At 65.6% G+C, this 20898-nt stretch carries 19 protein-coding genes; 6 read left to right on the top strand and 13 right to left on the bottom strand.

Features of this window, described 5'->3' with window-relative positions; translation table 11 throughout:
* Positions 1–42: 42 nt before the first annotated feature.
* The 4 genes from PST29_RS26955 to PST29_RS26940 all read right to left on the bottom strand — a co-directional run bounded on the left by PST29_RS26955 (position 43) and on the right by PST29_RS26940 (position 4819).
* Positions 43–810 (bottom strand): EboA domain-containing protein, encoded by a 768-nt coding sequence (locus tag PST29_RS26955; protein WP_060844763.1) that lies wholly within the window; start codon positions 808–810, stop codon positions 43–45.
* A complete protein-coding gene (locus PST29_RS26950) occupies positions 807–1691 on the bottom strand; it encodes a UbiA family prenyltransferase (RefSeq protein ID WP_060841322.1) in 885 nt (294 codons plus the stop codon). The genes PST29_RS26955 and PST29_RS26950 overlap by 4 nt, the downstream gene beginning before the upstream one ends.
* Complete coding sequence (locus PST29_RS26945; protein ID WP_060844762.1) at positions 1688–3571, bottom strand: 3-dehydroquinate synthase; 1884 nt, start codon at positions 3569–3571, stop codon at positions 1688–1690. Before PST29_RS26945 ends, PST29_RS26950 begins: the two co-directional genes overlap by 4 nt.
* Before the next feature lie 699 nt (positions 3572–4270).
* Complete coding sequence (locus tag PST29_RS26940) at positions 4271–4819, bottom strand: cysteine hydrolase family protein (protein WP_060844761.1); 549 nt, start codon at positions 4817–4819, stop codon at positions 4271–4273.
* Positions 4820–4978: 159 nt separating this feature from the next.
* Between PST29_RS26940 and PST29_RS26935 the strand changes: the two genes are divergently transcribed.
* Positions 4979–5917: a GlxA family transcriptional regulator gene (locus PST29_RS26935; protein ID WP_414159922.1), complete on the top strand. Its 939-nt coding sequence runs from the start codon at positions 4979–4981 to the stop codon at positions 5915–5917.
* A gap of 101 nt (positions 5918–6018) precedes the next feature.
* On the opposite strand, the gene PST29_RS26930 is transcribed toward PST29_RS26935, so the two are convergent.
* Positions 6019–10302, bottom strand: a complete 4284-nt coding sequence (locus PST29_RS26930) for a DEAD/DEAH box helicase (protein WP_060844759.1) — start codon at positions 10300–10302, stop codon at positions 6019–6021.
* A 243-nt stretch (positions 10303–10545) separates the two neighbouring features.
* Here PST29_RS26930 and PST29_RS26925 point away from each other — a divergent pair, with 243 nt between their 5' ends.
* Both PST29_RS26925 and PST29_RS26920 read left to right on the top strand, forming a co-directional pair.
* Positions 10546–11430, top strand: coding sequence for a sugar nucleotide-binding protein (locus PST29_RS26925; protein ID WP_060841317.1), 885 nt, complete (start codon positions 10546–10548; stop codon positions 11428–11430).
* Positions 11423–12352, top strand: a complete 930-nt coding sequence (locus tag PST29_RS26920) for an NAD-dependent epimerase/dehydratase family protein (RefSeq protein ID WP_060844758.1) — start codon at positions 11423–11425, stop codon at positions 12350–12352. Before PST29_RS26925 ends, PST29_RS26920 begins: the two co-directional genes overlap by 8 nt.
* A 60-nt stretch (positions 12353–12412) precedes the next feature.
* On the opposite strand, the gene PST29_RS26915 is transcribed toward PST29_RS26920, so the two are convergent.
* The 5 genes from PST29_RS26915 to PST29_RS26895 all read right to left on the bottom strand — a co-directional run bounded on the left by PST29_RS26915 (position 12413) and on the right by PST29_RS26895 (position 16489).
* Complete coding sequence (locus PST29_RS26915; protein ID WP_060841315.1) at positions 12413–13111, bottom strand: OmpW/AlkL family protein; 699 nt, start codon at positions 13109–13111, stop codon at positions 12413–12415.
* 186 nt (positions 13112–13297) lie between these two features.
* Entirely contained in the window at positions 13298–13816 is a 519-nt protein-coding gene (locus PST29_RS26910; RefSeq protein WP_173655963.1) for a DUF3299 domain-containing protein, read from the bottom strand.
* A 25-nt stretch (positions 13817–13841) separates the two neighbouring features.
* Positions 13842–15107: an ABC transporter permease gene (locus tag PST29_RS26905; RefSeq protein ID WP_060841313.1), complete on the bottom strand. Its 1266-nt coding sequence runs from the start codon at positions 15105–15107 to the stop codon at positions 13842–13844.
* 1 nt (position 15108) lies between these two features.
* Positions 15109–15819 (bottom strand): ABC transporter ATP-binding protein, encoded by a 711-nt coding sequence (locus PST29_RS26900; RefSeq protein WP_060841312.1) that lies wholly within the window; start codon positions 15817–15819, stop codon positions 15109–15111.
* Between the two features lie 61 nt (positions 15820–15880).
* Positions 15881–16489 (bottom strand): DUF2796 domain-containing protein, encoded by a 609-nt coding sequence (locus PST29_RS26895; RefSeq protein WP_060841311.1) that lies wholly within the window; start codon positions 16487–16489, stop codon positions 15881–15883.
* A gap of 134 nt (positions 16490–16623) precedes the next feature.
* On the opposite strand from PST29_RS26895, the gene PST29_RS26890 reads away from it, so the two are divergent.
* A complete protein-coding gene (locus tag PST29_RS26890; protein WP_060841310.1) occupies positions 16624–16971 on the top strand; it encodes a hypothetical protein in 348 nt (115 codons plus the stop codon).
* A gap of 92 nt (positions 16972–17063) precedes the next feature.
* Here the strand turns inward: PST29_RS26890 and trxA are convergent, their stop codons facing one another.
* From trxA to PST29_RS26875, 3 genes are read right to left on the bottom strand one after another with little or no spacing between them, the layout of a single operon-like run.
* Positions 17064–17936 carry a thioredoxin gene (trxA, locus tag PST29_RS26885; protein WP_060844757.1) on the bottom strand — a complete coding sequence of 291 codons (873 nt, stop codon included), beginning with the start codon at positions 17934–17936 and terminating at the stop codon, positions 17064–17066.
* Positions 17937–17967: 31 nt separating this feature from the next.
* On the bottom strand, positions 17968–18678 hold the full coding sequence (locus PST29_RS26880; protein WP_060844756.1) for a class I SAM-dependent methyltransferase: 711 nt from the start codon (positions 18676–18678) through the stop codon (positions 17968–17970).
* Positions 18675–19133, bottom strand: a complete 459-nt coding sequence (locus PST29_RS26875) for a hypothetical protein (RefSeq protein WP_060841307.1) — start codon at positions 19131–19133, stop codon at positions 18675–18677. Before PST29_RS26875 ends, PST29_RS26880 begins: the two co-directional genes overlap by 4 nt.
* 129 nt (positions 19134–19262) lie before the next feature.
* Between PST29_RS26875 and nrdR the strand changes: the two genes are divergently transcribed.
* Both nrdR and ribD read left to right on the top strand, forming a co-directional pair.
* The gene (nrdR, locus tag PST29_RS26870; RefSeq protein WP_060841306.1) at positions 19263–19727 is read left to right on the top strand and encodes a transcriptional regulator NrdR; all 465 of its coding nucleotides are present in this window, start codon (positions 19263–19265) and stop codon (positions 19725–19727) included.
* Positions 19724–20857 carry a bifunctional diaminohydroxyphosphoribosylaminopyrimidine deaminase/5-amino-6-(5-phosphoribosylamino)uracil reductase RibD gene (gene ribD / locus PST29_RS26865; protein WP_060844755.1) on the top strand — a complete coding sequence of 378 codons (1134 nt, stop codon included), beginning with the start codon at positions 19724–19726 and terminating at the stop codon, positions 20855–20857. The genes nrdR and ribD overlap by 4 nt, the downstream gene beginning before the upstream one ends.
* Positions 20858–20898: the final 41 nt, after the last annotated feature.

Raw genomic sequence — 20898 nt, 5'->3', positions numbered from 1 at the left:
GATGCAGTGGTGAAAAATCGGTGCGGCCTGGCCCGGGGTGTTTCAGGCGCCGGGCGGCACGTGTTCGAGCCAGTGCGCGGGCAGCCGGCGCTGCTGGCACAAGCCGCGCAGGCGCTGGCACTGGGCCTGGCTCAAGAGTTCGAAGGCAATGGCCTGAGGCAGCGTGTCGCTGACGCTGCGGAACGCGGCCAACTGCTCTTCCATGTGTTCCAGGGCCAGCTGGTTGAGGTCGACGCTGCGGCGCTGGGCCAGGCCGACGATGCGTCCAGTGTCCAGGCCCATGCCCAGGGTCTTGAGCACCAACTGGTGGAAGGCCCGCTCGGGGTAGTGGCGGGCGGGGAAGGGGTTGTCCAGGGCGATGGCGGCGAACACTTCGCGGTTGTTGGTACGCCCGGCCTGCAGCGCCAGCTCCAGGCTGCGGCCTTCGCTGTCCAGGTCATCCAGAACCTTGAGCAGCACGCTCTTCTCCTGGTCGTCCCCCCAGAGAAACAGCTGGCGCAGCAAGGCCAGTTGGTCGCTGCCGGCCTGTTGCTCCAGCAACTGCGCCAGGAGCAGGGCCCGGGCCAGCTGAATGCGCTCGTTGCCCGGGTCGGTGAGCGGCGCCGGCTGGCCAAGCCGGCGTTTGCACTGGCTGCTGAGCAGCACCAGGGTATTGGCCGAGGGCTGCTGCGCCAGTTGTTCCTGGGCCGCGTGCCACCAGTGCCGGCTCGGGTCGTCGAGCTGTCGTTCGAGTTGCCGGCGGCGTTCGGCAAAGGCTGCATGGCGCAGGGCAAGCGCAGGTGAGAGCGGGGAAATGACGTCCAGGTTCATGTCGGCTTGATCCAACGTTGAAGGTGGGGAAGCAGGAAGAACACCAGTACGCACAACAGACTGCCCAGGGGCTGATTGGCCAGGGCCAGCACCAGGGCGTCGAACAGCGGCAGGGCCGCGAGGCCCGCACCGATGAAGGCGCGGATCTGCCGCTGCCGTGGGTTGGCCAGGTGGCGCCGGTAGTGCCAGCCCAGCCAGCCCAGCCACAGCAGCAGGACCAGCCAGAACACGCCGTTGTCGGCGTAGAAGGCCAGCACCAGTGGGCTGAGCATCAGCAGCAGCGGCAGGCGGCTGAGCAGCTGGTTGCGGTGCTCCAGCCGGGCCAGGTAGGTCAGGCCGGCGATGTAGGTGCCCAGCAACGCGGCGCACAGCCACAGCGGTTGCGGTGGCAGCGCCAGGCAGGCGGCGGCGGTCAGGTACAGGGCCGAGCGGCAGCCGCCCATCAGCCAGACGCTGTGGGGATAGTTCTTGTGCAGCAGGTTGTAGGCGAGGATGAATAGCAGCAGCAATCCGGCACTGGCCAGCAGCCAGTGGGGCTGGGCGATCAGCTGGCTCAGGCCCAGCACCGCCAGGCTCGCCAGCAGCAACAGCGCGGCGGTGGCCAGGCTGACCTGGGTGCGAGTGACCAGGCCGAGAACAATCGGCCGCGGGTTCTGATGCCGCAGGTCCCAGTCGGCATCCAGCAGGTCGTTGAGCAGCATGCCGGCCAGGTACAGCGCCGAGAGCGCCACCAGCAGCAGGGTCCAGACCAGCGGTGAAGGCGGCGCCTGGGTGGTGGCGCTGCTGGCCAGCAGGGCGGCGGCCAGGGCGTTGGTCCACACCGTCGGCAGGTTGGAGACTCGGCCCAGGGTCAGCCAGGTGGTCAATGAGGAATGGCTCATCGGGCGCAGTCCTCGGTCCAGGCGAAGTCCGGGCCGCCGAAACTGGCCAGGCGCAACAGCGCCTGTTCCATCAGTGGCATGTCGATGTGATGCACATCGATGGAGTGTCCGAGGCGGTTGAGCATCGGGATCGACAGCTGGCCGCCCAGGTGCTGGCGGAACTCTTCCAGGCCGATCAGGACCAGGGAGCGGCCCTGGGCATCCTTCAGGCCGAGCTCCGGTGGGCACAGGTTGAAGCCGAGCCGCTCCAGCAGTTGCAGCAGGCGCTGGGTCTCGGTGTCGCTCAGCAGGCCGCTGGCATTGGCATAGAGCGCGTCCAGGGCCATGCCCACCGCCACTGCCTCGCCATGGCGCAGACGATGCCGGCTGAGGTTCTCCAGCTTGTGCGCTGCCCAGTGTCCGTAGTCCAGGGGCCGGCCATTGCCCCGCTCGAAGGGGTCGCCGGCGCCGGTGATGTGCGCCAGGTGCAGTTCGGCACAGCGGTGGATGGCGTAGCGGCTGGCGCTGTGTTCGAAGGTGGCCAGGGCCTGGGCTTGCTGCTCCATCCATTGGAAGAACGCGGCGTCCTTGATCACCGCCACCTTCACCGCTTCGGCCAGCCCGGCGATCTGGTCCCGGGGCGACAGGCTGAGCAGCCACTGGAAGTCGTTGATCACCGCCGTGGCCGGGTAGAAGGCCCCCAGCAGGTTTTTCTGGGCAAAGGCGTTGATGCCGTTCTTGACCCCGATGCCGGCGTCGTTCTGGGCCAGCACCGTGGTCGGGATGCGGATCAGGCGCATGCCCCGATGGAAGGTGGCGCAGGCGTAGCCCACCGCGTCCAGCAGCGCGCCGCCGCCCAGGGCCAGCACATAGCAGTGGCGGTCCAGGCCGTGTTCGAGCATCTGGGCGTACAACTGCTGCAAGACCTCGGGGGTCTTGCTCAGCTCGCCTGCCGGCACCGGGATCGGCGCGGCCTGCAGGTGCAGGTCGGCGGCATGGGCGGTGAAGTAGGCGTCGATCTGTTGCGGCAACTGCGGGGAGCACTGCAGCAGTTGTTCATCGACGAAGACCAGCACTGTGGTGCGCCCCGCCCGCGGCTGGGCCAGTTGCTGGTGCAGGCAGGGGTTGTCGACCTGGAAGACGTGATCGGTGAACAGCACCGGGTAGTGGTAGCTCACCTCGAAGCGGCCTTCCAGGGCCTGTGCCTGATCGCTCCGTGCCGGGGCCTCGCGTGGCTTGAGCAGGCTGCGGGCGCCGAGGAACAGCCCCGGCAGGACCATGCTGGCGAGAATCGTCGCCAGCAAGGCGTTCTGTTCCACCAGCAGGCTGCCGATGGCCGCATAGGCCAGGGCCAGTCCGGCATTGGCCAGGGTGGTGACCAGCAGGAACTGGCGCAGTGGATAGCGCTGCATGCCGGCGGCCAGCACCGAGGTTTCCGCCAGCACCGGCACGCCACGCAGACAGATCAGGGACAGGGTGCTGAGGCGATAGGCCAGTTGTCCGGGTTGCCAGCTTCTGAGTCCCAGCCAGGTGGACAACAGGCGAAAGTAACCGGCCCCCAGCCAGTAGCCCAGGGCGGCCCCCAGGCACAGCCCGATGAAGATCACCAGATAGCCACCGATGGCGCCCAGGGCCGCCACGGCCAGCAGCGCGACCAGGCTCGAAGGCACCGGCAACAGCACATCCAGCGCCAACAGGGTGATCAACAGCAGGGCCAGGCTGGTGCGTTGCACGGGGTCGGTCGGGAGAAAGCCGCCGAGGTGATTCAGCAGTTGCTGGATCTGTTGCTCGAACAGCAGGAAGCTGGCAACCACCAGGGTCGAAAACAGCAATAAGGAAAGCCAGTAGTTTTCCGCCGTACCCTTCAGTGAGAAAGCACGAGGCAATGAGCTGCGCTTCATCAAGCGTCCCTCTTGATTGATATGACTAATTCCGTGTCAGTGTCAGCTGGGTCAGGCAGGGAGGGTGTCCGGTTATTCAATTCCTCGGCGGTTCTTATTGGTCTTCTGGCAGCAGAAGCGCACTTGTGTGGCGAGTAGCTATCAACTTAGTCAAGGCCACCGGATTTGCAAGCAGGCTCAAAGAAGTGGCCTGCAAGGAAAATATATGGCTCGTTGAGAAAGTCTGGACTAGATGGGTAAACAGCCTGGAAAACTAGCTGCTACGGGGGAGCGTGGTTGTCTTTGCGAGGCCTTTGCCTCAACAAATACGGGGTGCTGCGGCAACAGCATGTTCCTGCTTGCTATATGTTTTATTTCTTTTTTTTATATGTGGTTCAAGTAACTCTTGGAAGTAAGTGTGGGGGCTTTTATGCAGTTGTTATGGGACGAAAGTACAAGGTTAAAAGTCTTGGGCAGTATTCCAGATAATGCGCGGGTTAATTGTTTTTATTAGTCAGCTATTGAGTAGTCGGCTTGTTAGTGACGTTGGTTATTGGGTTCTCATGGGTTGTTTGATGGGCGTTATTGCAACAAGTAATGATTTAAAAGTTAATCGGAATCATTCGTAACTATTCGCAGTTGTGGTACTTGCCGTGTCATGCCGTGAGTGATTGCGGTGGGGCGCGCCCACCGCCAGGCCGAAGGGCTTCAAGCCATTCGTTACGCCGCCAGAAACTCGTCAGTGGACAACACGCTGGCGTAGGCAAAGGCCAGGGCCGCCATCACCGTGCTCTGCACTTGCGCCGCGGCCACGCGCTGACCATTGAATTCCAGGTCGAGGGTGGCGCAGGCATCGTGGATCACCTTCACCGGGTAGCCCAGGTCGGCTGCGGCACGGGCGGTGCCCTCGACACACATGTGGCTCATGTTGCCGACGATCACCAGCTCCGCGATGCCCTGCTGCTCCAGGATCGACTGCAGTTCGGTGTCGCGGAATGAATTGACGAAGTGCTTGAGCACCACCGGCTCGTCGCCCTGGTTCAGCACCTTGGGGTGCAGGCGCGCGCCCTCGGAGCCCGGCGTGAAGAACGGCGCGCTGTCGGAGGTGAATTCATGGCGGACATGCACCACCGGATCGGCGTTCCGGCGAAAGGCCTGGATCAGCCGGGCGGCGTTGTCCGCCGCCGCGTCGACACCGACCAGCGGCCACTTGCCGCCGGCGAAGTAGTCGTTCTGGATATCGATTACGATGAGCGCCTGTTTGGCCATGGGTGTTGCCTCCAAGTGAGTGTTTGCTGTGGGAGCCAGTATCGGCACCCGCGGTCCCTTGGAGGATTGGCCGCAACGACATTAACGGGGGGAAAACTGACAGTGGGCATTCAAGGCACGATCGTTGAGCTTGGCGTACTGCTGTATCCCGGGGTGCAGATGGCGGCGGTGCACGGCCTGACCGATCTGTTCGAGGTGGCCAACCGGATCGCCGCAGAGCAGCCGCAGGCCGCGCTGCCGCGCTTGCGCGTGAGCCATTGGCAGGGCGACGACCTGCACGCGCCGAGGCGGGTCCATGACAGCCTGCCAGGGCCGGACAACGGCTTGCAGGCCGTGGTGATACCCCCGTCGCTGGCGGGATTTTCCGCCAGTCAGGCGTCTGCCGCCCTGGTGACCTGGCTGCGCCAGCAGCATGCCGCCGGCGCCACCCTCGGCGGCGTGTGCGTGGGTTCGATCCTGCTGGCCGAAAGCGGCCTGCTCGACGGCCGCAGCGCGACCACCCACTGGACCTCGGCCCGGGCTTTTGCCGCGCGTTATCCCCAGGTGCGGCTGGAAGCCGACCAGCCCATCGTCGATGACGGCGACCTGATTACCACCGCCGGATTGATGGCCTGGGCCGAACTGGGGCTGCGCCTGGTGGACCGCATGCTGGGGCCGAGCATTGCCAGCGCCACCGCGCGCTTTCTGGTGATGGAGCACAGCGCCAGTGCCAGCCAGTGCGGCAGCAATTTCGCGCCGATCCTCAACCATGGCGACAGCGCGATCCTCAAGTTGCAGCACTGGTTGCAGGCCAATGGCGCGGTGGATGTGTCGCTGCCGGTGATGGCGCAACAGGCGGGGCTGGAGGAGCGCACCCTGTTGCGGCGGTTCCGCGCGGCCACCGGCCTCAAGCCGACTCAGTACTGCCAGCACCTGCGGGTGGGCAAGGCCCGGGAGTTGCTCGAATTCACCAAGGGCACCATCGATCACATCGCCTGGACCGTGGGTTATCAGGACCCGGCGACCTTTCGCAGCCTGTTCCGGAAAATCACCGGTCTGGCGCCCAGCGAATACCGCAGTCGCTTTGGCGCGGCGCCCGGTGCCAGCAGCCGCAGCTAGTGCGGGCTGCGTTTAACGCAGCAGTTTTCACACCGCCCGGGCCCTGGACCTTGCACCGGGCTCGGGAGGCCATCGGCCGGCAATGAGAGTGGCAGCAGGACTCAGCGCTGTACCAGCTTGTTGCGCAAGGCTTGGGCTTCATGGGGCGCCAGTTCCATCCACAGCTGCTGGGTGCCGGCGATCTCGGCGGCGGCGGGCAGGCCGTCGCGATACACCAGGCGATTGCCGCTGAGGGCCGCCACCTTGGGCCCGGGCAGCAGCGTGCCCGCCAGGTTCAGCGGATCGACTCCGCACACGGCGACCAGGCTGCCGTCATGGGGACGCCGGCGGACTTCCCGCAGCAAGGGGATGGCCTCCGGCAAGGCGAACTGTTCGCCGGCCAGGCCGCTGACAAAGCGTCCACCGCGGATGTCCCCCCGGGCCTCCAGGCGATGGAAGGTGCGCAGCAGATCGCGCCAGCTGGGCAGCCAGTCCGCCTCGCGCTCCAGCAGGCGCCAGAACACTACGCCGTAACGCCGCAGCAAGGTCATGGCCACCTGTTCCAGGGTGGCGGCCGGATCCTCGGGCGTGGCGCGCCGCAGCAAGGCCCAGCGTCCGGCATCGTCCATGCCGCCGACGAAGGCGCCACGGCCGCGCCGGCTGCTGCGGTTCTGACGTTTGCTCGCCGGGGTGATCAGGGCGCGCAAGCCGGCGAAGCTGTCGGCGTTGACCAGCCCGGCCCCCACCAGCTCCTGCAGGACGCTTTCCAGCTCGCTGCGCAGCAGGTGGGTTTCATGCAGCAACTCATCGAAAAACAAGGCGCCCTGCTGGCTCAGTACGGCGTGGACCTTCTGGGCCTTGGGCGAGAGTTCGTGCCGCTCGACCGGACAGGTCAAGGCGCTCCAGAGTGCCACCCGGGCACGTGGCAGCAGCACGATCGGTGTGCTGCGCAAGGCACTGCTGGCGGCCTTGCCGGTGCTGTTGATCCGACTCCAGACCACCTTGCCGCTGCGGCACAGTTCATCCAGCCAACTGGCGGAGTAGTCCTTGATCCGTGCTGGCAGCAGGTCGCTGTCCCAGGCCGAAGCCGCGGCCGGGTAGCCTTCGAGTTGGCCGACCACTTCGGCGAGCATGGCGCTGCCCCGGCCCTGGGTGGCGGGTGACAGGTGCTGCCAGTCGAACAGGAAGCGCATGAAGTCTTGCAGCGCCACCGGCTCGATTTCCCGGCGCAGGCGCTTGACCGTGTAGCGATGAATCCGCGCCAGCAGGTGGCGTTCGCACCACTGTTCTTCGCTGGCGCCGGGGGTGAAGTGGCCGCGCAGCACGTAGCCTTGGCTTTCCAACTGAACCAGGGCCTGGCTGACCTGGGTGCCGGGCAGCGCCAGGGGCGCGGCGATCTGCGTCAGGGTCTGGGGGCCGAAGCCGCTGAGGCGGGCGCGGATCAGCTCCACCTGCGCCGATTCCGCGTCCCAGGCCTGGTCGAAGCCGGGCACCGGCTGCAAGGCCGGTCGCAAGGGGGCCTCGGGGTACAGCGCGCGCAGGCAGGTGATGCGCTCCAGGGCCAGCCACAGATCGCCGGCCGCGCTGTGCAAGCGGCAGGCGCGGCCCTGGGTGGCCAGGGTGTCGAGCCATTGGGGCCAGCGGGGATCGGCCCGGGCTTCGGCCTCGCTGATGGCGGCGAGGCTCATCAGCGCCTCGTGCATTTCATCGGCGCTGGACGGGTTGGGCCAGGCTTCTTCGGCCACCGCGGTTATGGCGTCCGCGTCCAGGGCCGCGAGGTCGTCGCTGGCTTGTGGGTCGCTCCAGCGTCGCGCCAGTACCGCCTGGGTGCGGCGCTCTTCCAGGGGCGCGTCATCGAGAAAGGTGTAGGGCTTGGCGCTGAGAATCTCCGCAGCCAGTGGCGAGGGCGCCGGCAGGTCGCGGCTGAGCAGGCGCACCTGCCCCTGTTCCATGCGCCGCAGCAGGTGCAGCCAGCCTTCGCTGTCCATGGCCTGGTGCAGGCAGTCATCGAGGGTCTGCTGCACCAGGGGGTGGTCGGGAATCTCGCGCTCGCCGGCGAGGTTTTCCAGGCAGGCGATCTGATCGGGGAACACGCTGGCGATCAGGTCTTCGCTTTTCATCCGCTGGATCTGCGGTGCCACTTTGCGTCCGCCGCTGTAGCGCGGAAGGGCCAGGGCCACTCCGGCGTTCCAGCGCCAGCGCACGCCGAACAGCGGAGCGTCCAGCAGGGCCTGGATCAGGATGTGTTCGGCACTCTGGCTGTGCAGGTAGCGCCAGACTTCGTCCAGGGCAAAGCTGTGGCTGGTGGACAGCGACAGGACGATGGCGTCTTCGCTGGCGGCGGCCTGCAGTTCGAAATTGAAGGTGCGACAGAAGCGTTTGCGCAGGGCCAGGCCCCAGGCGCGGTTGATGCGGCTGCCGAAGGGGCTGTGGATCACCAGCTGGGTGCCGCCGGACTCGTCGAAAAAGCGCTCCATGATCAGCGTGTCCTGGGACGGCAGCGCACCCAGGGCCAGGCGCGCCGGCGCCAGGTAGTCCACCAGTTGCTCGGCGCTGGCCGGGTTCAGCCCCAGTTCGTGATGCAGCCAGTGGATGGCCGGTTGCAGGTGCCCGGGCGTGGCGCCAAGCAGCTCGTCCAGTTGGGCCAGCAGGCGCGCCACTGCGCTGGATAGCTCGGCGCTGCGGCCCGGGGCCTCGCCGAGCCAGAAGGGGATGTTCGGCGGCTGGCCCTGGGCATCCTCGACCCGCACCTTGCCGGTTTCCACCCGCAGGATGCGATAGGACGTGTTGCCCAGCTGGAACACGTCGCCGGCAATGCTTTCCACGGCGAAGTCTTCGTTGACGCTGCCGATGTTCAGGCCCTGGGGTTCGAGCAGCACGCTGTAGTCGGCGTTGTCGGGGATGGTTCCGCCGCTGGTGACCGCCGTCAGCCTGGCCCCGCGACGGCCGCGCAGGGTGCGGGTCAGGGCGTCGCGATGCAGATAGGCGCTGCGCAGGCCCTGACGGCCGTTGAACCCTTCGGCAAGCATCTGCAGCAGGGCCTGATAGTGGGCCTGATCCAGATCGGCGTAAGGCGTGGCCCGGCGCAGCAGGCTCAGCAGGGCGGCTTCCGACCACTCCTGGCAACTGACCTCGGCGACGATCTGCTGGGCCAGCACATCCAGTGGCGCATGGGGGATCAGCAGGCTGTCCAGCTCGCCGCGGCGCACGCAGTCCAGCAGGGCGGCGCATTCGATCAGGTCGTCCCGGCTCAGGGCGAACAGCCGGCCTTTCGGCGTGCCGCCCACCTGATGGCCGGAGCGCCCGACCCGCTGCAAAAAGGCCGAGATCGAACGGGGCGAACCGATCTGGCACACCAGGTCGACATCGCCGATATCGATTCCCAGTTCCAGGGACGCCGTGGCGATCAGCACTTGCAGCTCGCCGGCCTTGAGTCTTTGCTCGGCGTCCAGGCGCTGTTCCTTGGCCAGGCTGCCGTGATGCGCGGCCACTGCCGGCTTGCCCAGGCGTTCGCTCAGGTGCCGGGCCAGGCGTTCGGCCAGGCGCCGGGTGTTGACGAATATCAGCGTGGTGCGGTGCTCGCGAACCAGTTCGGCGAGGCGTTCGTACAGCAGTTCCCAGACATCGTTGGCCATGACCGCCGACAGCGGCACGGGCGGTACTTCGATGTCCAGATCCCGCGGGCGGGCATGGCCGATGTCGACAATTGCACAGGGCCGCTCATGGCCCACCAGGAACCGCGACACGGCCTCGATGGGTTTCTGCGTGGCGGACAGGCCGATGCGCAGCAGAGGCTCGCTGCACAGGGCCTGCAAGCGTTCCAGGCTCAGGGCCAGGTGGCTGCCGCGCTTGCTGCCGGCCAGGGCGTGGATCTCGTCGACGATCACCGTGCGGGTGCTGGCCAGCATGCTGCGGCCGGAGTCCGAACCCAGCAGCACATAGAGGGATTCCGGCGTGGTGACGAGAATCTGCGGCGCACGCTTGCGCATGGCGTTGCGGTCTTTTTGCGGGGTGTCGCCGGTCCGCACCGCGGTGCTGATGGACAGGTCCGGCAAACCCATCCGGCGCAGCTGCTCGGTGATGCCGAGCAGCGGCTGCTGCAGGTTGATCTGGATATCGTTGCTCAGGGCCTTGAGCGGCGAGACGTAGACCACCAGGGTGGCGTCCGGCAGTCGCCCCCCGGCGGCCAGGCCCTGGCGGACCAGATCATCGATCACGGCGAGAAAGGCGGTGAGGGTCTTGCCTGAACCTGTGGGGGCGGCGATCAGGGTCGAGCGGCGCTGGGCGATCAACGGCCAGGCGCGGGCCTGGGCCGTGGTCACGGCGGCAAAGGTGCGCTTGAACCAGGCGCTGACGGCGGGGTGAAAACCGTCCAGGCCCGGGCTCACGGATTCGGCAAGGTTCATGGAAGGTTTTATGCGGCCGCTGCGGCCAACTTGCAAGTACCGCGCGCCTTGCCGCCGCTGCCGTCGCCGTGGACAGCAACTAGAGTTGAGGCAGGGGATGCATCGGCGCGCACCGTCACTTTCTCAGTGACGGTTGCGCCACAAACCCGCAAAATGCAACGATTCCGGCAATTCTCGACGGTCGAAACCACGGGATTGGCCGATCCAAACCATCGTTCTGAACAGACTGGGCCTGCTGACTCTATGCGAATGCGCCTTATGTTACTGGGCGGCGGAAATGCCCTTGGGCAGGCGCTGATTCGCCTGGGTGCGGAGGAAGACATCGGTTTCCTCGCTCCCCGTCCCCCGCAAGACGGTTGGGACGCCGCGAGCCTCACGCAACTGCTTGATGACACCCGTCCGGATGCCTTGATCAATCTGGCTTACTACTTCGACTGGTTTCAGGCGGAGACGGTGGGCGAGACCCGCTTGAGCGGCCAGGAACGTGCGGTCGAGCGCCTGGCGGAGCTTTGCCAGCATCACAACATCATTCTCCTGCAGCCTTCGAGCTACCGAGTGTTCGACGGCTCTCGAGCCACCGCCTACAGCGAGAAAGACGAGCCGGTGCCTCTGGGGCTGCGCGGCCAGGCGCTGTGGCGGATCGAACAGAGCGTTCGCGCCACTTGCCCTCAACACGTGCTGCTGCGCTTCGGCTGGTTGCTGGACGACAGCGCCGAGGGCATTCTCGGGCGTTTCCTCGCCCGGGCCGAGTCTGCCGAAGAGCTGTTGATGGCGGACGATCGTCGGGGCAACCCGACCCCAGTAGACGACGCCGCGCGAGTGATCATCTCGGTGCTCAAGCAGCTCGATTGCGCCGCGCCGCTGTGGGGCACCTACCACTATGCCGGCCAGGAAGCGACCACCCCCCTGGCCCTGGGGCAGGCGGTGCTCAGCGAGGCCCGGCAACTGCACCCGCTTGCCATCGAGGCCCCCACCGCCCAGGCCCACGCGGCCTGTGCCGATGCCGCTGAAGAACCGCAGCACGCGGTACTGGCCTGCAAGAAGATCCTTCACACCTTCGGGATCAAGCCGCGCGCCTGGCGTGCCGCGCTCCCGGCCTTACTGGATAGGTTTTATCGTCATGGCTGATGGCCCTGTACTGATCACCGGCGGTGCCGGATTTATTGGCTCGCACCTGACCGATGCGCTGCTTGCCCAGGGCTACTCGGTGCGGGTGCTGGACGACTTGTCCACCGGCAAGCCGAGCAACCTGCCACTGGACAACCCGCGGCTGGAGCTGATCGAGGGCGATGTCGCCGATGCGGCGCTGGTGAACCGTGCCATGCAAGGCTGCAGCGCGGTGGCGCACCTGGCGGCGGTGGCTTCGGTGCAGGCTTCGGTGGACGACCCGGTGCAGACCCACCAGAGCAACTTCATCGGCACCCTGAATGTCTGCGAGGCCATGCGCCTGCATGGCGTCAAACGGGTGCTGTTCGCGTCCAGTGCAGCGGTGTACGGCAACAACGGCGAAGGCCAGTCCATCGATGAGGACACGGCCAAGGCGCCGTTGACCCCTTATGCCTCGGACAAGCTGGCCAGCGAGCACTACTTCGATTTCTACCGGCGTCAGCACGGCCTGGAACCGGCGATCTTCCGGTTCTTCAACATCTTCGGTCCACGCCAGGATCCGTCGTCGCCCTATTCCGGGGTGATCAGCATTTTCAGCGAACGGGCCCAGCAGGGGCTGCCCATCACCGTGTTCGGCGATGGCGAGCAGACTCGGGACTTCGTCTACGTCGGTGATCTGGTGGAGGTGCTGGTACAGGCCATCCAAGCGCCGCAGCTGGAAGTGGGGGCGGTCAACGTCGGCCTGAACCAGGCCACCACCCTCAAGCAGATGCTTGCGGCCCTGGCCGAGGTGGTCGGTGAGTTGCCGCCCATCAGCTACGGTCCGGCCCGTGCCGGCGATATCCGTCATTCCCGGGCCAGCAATCAGCGGCTGCTGCAGCGCTTCAGGTTCCCCGAACCCACGCCGATGAGTGTCGGCCTGGCGCGCCTGATGGGGCGTTGAGGGACATTGCAAACATGAAAAAGGCGCCTTGCAAGGCGCCTTTTTTCATGACTGACGAGCTTAGAACTTGTAGCCCAGACCCACCATGTAGACCATCGGGTCGACGTCAACGTTGACCTTGGCGCGAGTGCCGGGAGCCACGCTGTTGTTGTCCACGTAGGCGGTGGTGTTGATGTCGATGTAACGCACTTGGGCGTTGAGCATCAGCTTGTCGGTCAGCATGTAGTCAGCACCCACCTGCCAGGCCAGGCCCCAGGAGTTCTTGGCGCGGAAGTTGTCGAAACCGGCTGCGTTGGCACGGCTGCCGACGTGTTCGTCGTAGATCCAGGTGTAGTTGATACCGGCGCCGACATAGGGTTGGAACACCGACTTGGAGTCCAGCGGGTAGTAGACCACGCTCAGGGTTGGCGGCAGGTGCTTGAGGGTACCGAGCTTGCCGTTGGCCGCGGCCAGGGAGGTGTCCTTGAGCTTCACATCGTGTTCGAACGGAGTGGCGGCCAGCAGTTCGATACCGATGTTGTTGGTGAGCATGTAGGCGAAGTTCAGACCCAGCTGAGTGTCGCTGCTCATGGTGGCCTTGCCACCCAGGTTGGTGCCTTCTGCCGGGCCGCGGTCCACTTTGACGCTGCCGCTGTCGGCTTTCGGATTGACGGTGATGGCACCGGCGCGGACGAGAATGTCGCCCGCTTCGTGGGCGTTGGCAATCGGGGCGGCGATGGCGAGCGCGATCAGGGAAGCGCTAAGCAGAGACTTGTGCATGGGAGCTCCAAAGGACGATTCAAATTGGCTATGTCCAATGGTAAGGATCGTCAAGTTGACCGCCTTGACTCAGCTCAATGAAATGACAAACCCCGGTGGCAGGGCTGAACTATTCTTTTGTTCTGCACTCTTTTGGCCTCGTGCCCAGGCCCTGTCGGCGCCGGCTCCCCGGCGCCGCTGCCGCCTTCACTCCTGCAACTCGTAGACATAGATCTTCTGCGCCGCCATCTGGTAGCCGGCGTCCGCCAGCTCGCTGCTAGAGGGCTTGACCTGCATGTCGCCCTCGATCCAGTAAGGCTGATACAGCTCGTCGAGCTTGACCCCCAGCTCGCTGGTGACGTGGACGATCTGGTTCGACGGCGGTGGCGGCACGTGGATGCAGGCGCCGAAGTAGGGCACCAGGAGAAACTCGGTGGTGCGGCCGTCCTCGTTCACTTCCAGGGGCACGATGTAGCCGGGCAGGCGCACCGACTGGCCGTCCAGGCTCTTCACCACCGGCGCATTGGGCAGGTCCTGCTTGGCGGCGGGGGCCGATTCGGCGGCCAATGCATCGCTCATCTGCGACAGGTCGTGCAGCGGCTTCATGTTCGGCACTTCCGGCGGCGCGTCCGGCGGGATCATTTCCGACCAGGTCAGATCCTTCGGCGCCGCCGCCCACAGCGGCGAGCTGAACAGCAGCGACAGGGCAAGCAGGGAGCGCAGCAAGCGTTGGGTCTTCATAAGGCAGGGCTCATAAACGAATCGACAGGCCGTCGGCCAGGGATTGCCGGTAGGCGCGCCAGGCCGGCACGCTGCCCATCAGCAAGGCGGCGATCAGGATACCGCCCAGCAGCGTCCACTCATATTGGCTGGGCCAGGACAACGGCAGGTACAGGCCGTAGTTCGATTGCACATAGCCCTGGGCCAGGGCGATGCCCAGGTACAGCAGGCCAAGCCCGGCCAGAACCCCGGTCAGCGCCAGGGCGAACGCCTCCAGTACCAGCAGGGTTGCAATATGCCAGGGCCGGGCCCCCACCGAACGCAGAATGGCCATCTCCCGACGGCGCTCGTTGAGGCTGGTGAGGATCGCCGTAAGCATGCCGATCAGGCCGGTGAGCACTACGAACAACGACACCACGAACAGGGCCTTCTCGGCGGTGCCCATCAGGCTCCAGAGCTCCTGCAGGGCCACGCCGGGCAGGATCGCCAGCATCGGCTCGCCGCGGAACTCGTTGATCTCGCGCTGCAGGGCGAAGGTCGAGATCTTGCTGTTGAGGCCGAGCATGAAGGCGGTGATCGCCTGGGGCGTCAGGTCCATGTTGCGCGCCTGATCGGCACTGATACGGCCATCGCCACGGGCCGGCACGCCGTTGTGCCAGTCGATGTGGATCGCTTCCATGCCGCCCAGGCTGATGTGCAGCGTGCGGTCCACCGGAGTGCCGGTGCGCTTGAGGATGCCGACCACGGTGAAGGGCTTGTCGTCATGCTTGACCAGGCTGATGGCCGCAACGCCATGGGCCAGCACCAGCTGGTCCCCCAGCTTGTAGTGCAGGGCTTCGGCGACTTCGGCACCCAGTACCACCTCGAAAGGGTCGCTGGCGAAAGCCCGGCCCACGGCCAGTTGCAGGCTTTGCTGATGACCGTACTGGTAGTGCTGGAAGTAGGCCTCGGTGGTGCCCATGACCCGATAGCCGCGGTGGGAGTCGCCCAGGGAAATCGGGATCGCCCACTTCACCTTCGGGTTGCTGGCGAAATGCTCGAAGCTGTCCCAGCGGATGTTGTTGGTGGCGTTACCGATGCGGAACACCGAGTACAGCAGCAGATTCACCGAGCCGGAACGGGCGCCGACGATCAGGTCGGTGCCGCTGATGGTGCTGGCGAAGCTGGCTCGGGCTTCGGTGCGTACCCGTTCCACCGCCAGCAGCAGGCAGACCGAAAGGGCGATGGCAAAGGCGGTGAGGATCGCGGTGAAGCGGCGGTTAGCCAGGCTGGCCATGGCTAGACGGAACAGATACATCTCAGACCTCTGCAGGCTTGGCGGCGCGATTGAGTTCGGCCAGCGACAGGTTGCGATCGAACAGCGGCGCCAGGCTCTGGTCGTGGCTGACGAACAGCAGGCTGGCCCCGGCCTCGCGGCACTCGGCGAAGAGCAGTTGGATGAAGGCTTCGCGGGCGTCGTAGTCCAGCGCCGAGGTCGGCTCGTCGGCGATCACCAGCTCCGGCTGGCCGATCAGCGCCCTGGCCGCGGCGACCCGTTGCTGTTGGCCGATGGACAAAGAGTCGGCGCGACGGCCGAGCAGGTCGGGGTCCTTCAGGCCCAGGTGGGCCAGCAGGGTGGACGCGGCCTGATCGACGCTGCCGTGGCGCTGCAGGGCGCGACTGGCCCGCAGTTTGGAGAAGTGGCAGGGCAGTTCGACGTTCTCGCGCACCGAGAGAAATGGCAGCAGGTTGAACTGCTGGAAGATGTAGCCGGTGTGATCGACACGAAAGCGATCGCGGGCCCCGGCGGATAGCTCGGTCAGTTCCTGGCCCAGCAGGCGGATGCTGCCGTGACTGGGTTTCTGTACCCCGCCGAGCAGGCCCAGCAGGGTGGTCTTGCCACTGCCGCTGGGGCCCTTGAGGAACAGCGTCTCGCCGGCTTCCAGGCGGAAGGCCGGGATGTCCAGCAACTGAGGGTGGCCGGGCCAGCTGAAAGTCAGGTCGGACAGTTCGATAAGTGCTTGGGTCATGTTGGGCCGATCATGCAGTGAGTGGTGTAGCCGCCACCGCGGGCGGCTACAGGTGCAGCGCTCAAAACTTCAGGGTGGCAGCCTTGGCCGTGGCTTCGACACCTTGCTGGCCGCTTGGCGAAATCAGTTGTACCTGAATTTTCTGGGTGGCGGGGAAGGTCTTGAAGATCTGCCCCAGATCGAGGCTCTTCAGGGCGTCCGGCTTGGCGCAGGTGAACTGGTAATGAGCGTGGATTTCGCTGTGCTCATGGTGATGCTCATGGCCGTTGGCGTCCTTGGCCTCTTCGTCGTGGTCGTCGTCATCGTGATCATCGGCATCGGGCTTGTCACCGAACAGCGGGCTCTGCAGTTCCTGCTTGGCTACCACGCACGCGGCCGCCTTGGGCAGGCTGAACAGCACCAGGGGTTGTTCCAGCTGGGCGCGGGCGGCAGCTACCTTGGCCTTGTCGGCGTCGGTGCTGGGTGCGTGCTCGAAGCCCACCAGGTTCATCGCCGGGCTTTCCAGCTCCAGCTCCAGGGCCTGGCCGTCGAGCACCGCGTTCAGGCGGGCGACCCCATGTTCATGGGCGCCGAGGCTGCCGTGTTCATGCTCGTGTTCATGGGCTTGCACGGCCTGAGCAACAGCCAGTGGCAACAGGGCAAACGGCAAGGCGAGGAGCAGACGGCGCATAGCAAGTCTCCAGGGCGAGGATGAAAAAAATGTTATGTAATCTTATAACAATGGGCCGCAGAGTTTGACCGTCTGCTTGGCGTTGCGCAAGACGCGTGGGAGCATGCTCGTCAGAAAAAATCGGGAGTGCAGCGATGTTGCGAATTCGTGGAAGCATCGGCGACTGGCCGGTGGATTTGACCCTGGAACTGGACGAGGGCGATTGGGCGCAACTGGGCGCGCAATTGCAGGCGGCCAGGCCTGAAGCGGCGGCACCGACGCCGGTGAGCAAGCCGGCCAGCCAGGACGATGCCTTGTGGCAGACCGCCAAGGATCTGTTGCGCAAGGCGGGCCAGATTAGCGGGCCCGAGTTGCTGGAGCAGTTGGAGGGGCTGACCGGCAGCGCCGCGTCGGGCAAGCGCCTGCTGGTGCGCTTGCGCCACTGCACCGAGGTCAAGGTGGTCAGCGGCGCCGATACGCCGATCTACAGCTGGGTGCAGTGAGCCTGTAGGAGCCAGCTTGCTGGCGAACGCGTTAGGTCTGTCAGAACGCTTTCGCTGGCAAGCCAGCTCCTACACACGCCGGCACATCCTGCTCAGTACAGGGCGGCGAACAGTTTGCGGCGGTAGGCGGTTACTAGCGGATGATCGTTGCCCAGCAGGTCGAACACCTGCAGCAGGGTCTTGTGGGCAATGCCTTCGTTGTAGCTGCGGTTGCGCATGAAGAGTTTGAGCAAAGCCTCCAGCGCCGCTTCGTATTGCTGGCGGGCCAGTTGCTGGATCGACAGTTGGTACAGGGCTTCGTCGTCTTGCGGGTCCTTGGCCAGGCGCGCCTTGAGGTCGGCGGCGTCCGGCAAGTCTGCGGCTTGCTTGAGGAAGGTGATCTGCGCCTTGGCGCCGGCCAGGGCGGCCTTGTGTTCATCGCCGGTGACCGCGTCGAGCACGGTCTGGGCTTCGTCCAGTTCGCCGCGCTCGGCCAGGCAGCGGGCGTAAAGGATGAGGGCCTTGGCGTTGCTGTTGTCTTCACCCAGCAGCACTTTGAGGACGGCCTCGGCGTCGCCGATACGACCGTCGTTGAATAAGGCTTCGGCCTGTTCCAGCGGGTCGGCAGCGGGCGGTGGCGGCATCTGCACATGGGGTTCGAGCATGGCCCGCACCGCGGATTCCGGCTGTGCGCCGGCAAAGCCGTCCACCGGCTGGCCGTCCTTGAACAGCACCACGGTGGGCAGGCTGCGGATGCCGAAGCGGGCGACGATGTCCTGCTCGACATCACAGTTGACCTTGGCCAGCAGCAGCTCGCCCTGATAGCTCTCGGCGATCTGTTGCAGCATCGGCATCAGCGCCTTGCAGGGCGCGCACCATTCGGCCCAGAAGTCCACCAGGACCGGCTTGTGGAAGGAGTTCTCGATGACTGACTGGTCGAAGTCGGCGGTGCGGGCGTCGAAGATATACGGCGTGTCCTGACTCATGGGGTATCTCGAATAAGCGGGAATGGAAGCACTATAAAGTTGCCCGGGACAGATCGCTATCGCCTGCGGGCGCCGGTTTGCCGGCCAGTGGCCGCTGCGCGTGATACAGGCTCACCTTGCGAAACTCCCAAGGCTCGGCCAGGTCCGGCAGGGTCAGGGCATTGAGCGTTTCCAGGCGCTGATACAGCGGGTGCTGGAAGTCCCTGACCCGGGAGTCCGCCACCAGGGCCTGGCGGCCACGGCTGAGAAACTGGTCCAGTAGCGGCAGGTTGGCCCGGTCATAGAGCACATCCGCCACCAGGATCAGGTCGAAGCGATCGGCCTCGGCGAAAAAGTCCGTGGAATAGCTCAGCTCGACGCCGTTGAGTTCGGCGTTGGCCCGGCAGGCGGCAATGGCCAGCGGGTCGAGGTCGCAAGCCACCACTTCCAGGGCTCCGGCCCTGGCTGCGGCAATCGCCGCCACCCCGGAGCCGGCGCCGAAATCCAGCACCCGCTTGCCTTGCACCCAGTGCGGGTGTTCGGCCAGATAGCGGGCCAGGGCCAGGCCGCTGGCCCAGCAGAAACTCCAGTAAGGCGGCTCGTGGAGAATGCGCCGGGTTTCTTCCGGGGTGAAGGCGCGGTCCATGTTCCGGGCGTCGATCAGCCAGAGTTTCAGTTGGGTATCGGGCAGCTCGCAGGCCACCAGTTGCGCGTCCCCCAGCAGTTCGCTGAGGGCGTCTTGCAGGTCGAGCGGTGGGTTCATGGGGCTTTGACGAATTGCAGTGGTCCCAGAGCCTGGGTGGTGGGTTGGTCGATGCGTACCGCCGGCAGGTGCAGGATCAACTGGCCGGATTGGCTGGCGCGGCCACGCAGTTCGACCCGGGCTCCGCTCGGGAACGCCTCGGCGGCGAAACGCAGGCGAAACGGCAGAGCCTGACTGGTGCCGTTGAGGTTGCTGCTGGCCAAAAGGCGTTGCGGGCGACTGCGTTCATCGATCACTAGCAGCGCCAGTTCCACGTCGGCGCCGGCCGGCACGCCCTCAAGGGTGCCGCTCAGTTCGCGCTGATAGGCCGGCAAGGGGCCGAGATCGACAGGTTGCTGATTTTTTTTCACCGTCTGTGGCGAGGAGGAGACGGGGGCCGCAGGTTTCGGGGCATCGCTGCTGCAGGCGACCAGCAGGCTGACAAGACTGAGCAAAACGAGCGGTCTGAGCGGCATCTGAAGCTCCAACAAGGCGAATTTCCGTGTGCGAAACATAATAGTCGGTCTGTATACCGTAAAGGCTATGGCTTGTCTTGCCAGTGGGATGCGCTACCATGGCCCTCCCTTTTTTTGTTGCCTGCCACCATGCACTGTCCCTTCTGCGGTGCCAACGACACCAAGGTCATCGACTCGCGTCTGGTCGCCGAGGGCGAACAGGTGCGCCGCCGGCGTGAATGCCTGGCCTGTGGTGAGCGTTTCACCACCTTCGAAACCGCCGAACTGGTGATGCCGCGCCTGATCAAGACTGACGGCAGCCGTCAGCCCTTCGACGAAGAAAAACTGCGCGCCGGCATGCAGCGCGCCCTGGAAAAACGCCCGGTGAGTGTCGAGCGCCTGGAAGCGGCGCTGGTGCACATCAAGCACAAGCTGCGGGCCACCGGCGAGCGTGAAGTCAAATCCCTGGTCGTGGGTGAACTGGTGATGACCGAGCTGCAGAAGCTCGATGAAGTCGCCTATATCCGTTTCGCGTCGGTGTACCGGCGCTTCCAGGACCTCAACGAATTCCGCGAAGAGATCGACCGCCTCGCCCGCGAGCCGGTCAAGCCATGAGCCAGTCCCCGGAGCAAGCGGTGCTCGACGCGCACTACATGGCCCGCGCTCTGGAACTGGCGCGCAAGGGGCGCTACTCCACCCATCCCAATCCCCGGGTCGGTTGCGTCATCGTGCGCGACGGCCAGGTGGTGGGTGAGGGCTGGCATGTCCGGGCCGGCGAACCCCACGCCGAAGTCCACGCCCTGCGCGCGGCCGCTGACCAGGCCCGTGGCGCCACGGCCTATGTGACCCTGGAGCCTTGCAGTCATCACGGGCGCACGCCGCCTTGTGCCGATGCCCTGGTCAATGCCGGAGTGGCGCGGGTGGTCGCGGCGATGCAGGACCCGAACCCGGAAGTCGCCGGGCGTGGCTTGCAGCGCCTGGCCCAGGCCGGTATCGACACCCACAGCGGTGTGCTGGAGGCCGAGGCCCGGGCGATCAACAAGGGTTTTCTCAAGCGCATGGAACACGGCCTGCCTTATGTGCGGGTCAAGCTGGCCATGAGCCTTGATGGTCGAACAGCGATGGCCAGTGGTGAAAGCCAGTGGATCACCGGACCAGCGGCGCGCTCTGCGGTGCAGCGCCTGCGGGCCGAATCGTCCGTGGTGCTGACCGGTGCCGATACGGTGCTGGCCGATGATGCGCGGCTGACCGTGCGCGCTGGCGAACTGGGCCTGGACGCCGAGCAGACGGCCTTGGCCATGAGCCGGCCGCCGCTGCGGGTGTTGATCGATGGTCGCCTGCGAGTGCCCCTCGATGCACCGTTCTTCAAGGCCGGCCCCGCCCTGGTAGCGACCTGCGCGGCGGTGGAGGAGCAGTATGCCAACGGTCCGGAATGCCTGATCGTGCCCGGCCCCGATGGCCTGGTGGATCTGCGTCGGCTGTTGCTGGAGCTCGCCGCCCGAGGTGTCAACGAGGTGCTGGTGGAAGCCGGTCCGCGATTGGCCGGAGCCTTTGCCCAGCAGGGCCTGGTGGACGAGTACCAGATCTTCGTCGCCGGCAAGTTCCTCGGCTCCTCTGCGCGGCCGCTGCTGGACTGGCCGCTGGCGCGGATGAGCCAGGCGCCCTTGCTCAAGATCATCGAAATGCGCGCGGTGGGCGATGACTGGCGAGTCACTGCCATCCCGGCCCCACCAGCGAGCGTATAATTCCCGACTTTCGCCTACCCGGCGGCCCGTTCTCGAGGAGG

The organism is Pseudomonas sp. St29 (assembly GCF_001547915.1).
GTDB lineage: Bacteria > Pseudomonadota > Gammaproteobacteria > Pseudomonadales > Pseudomonadaceae > Aquipseudomonas.
This window is presented reverse-complemented; position numbering and strand designations above follow the sequence as displayed.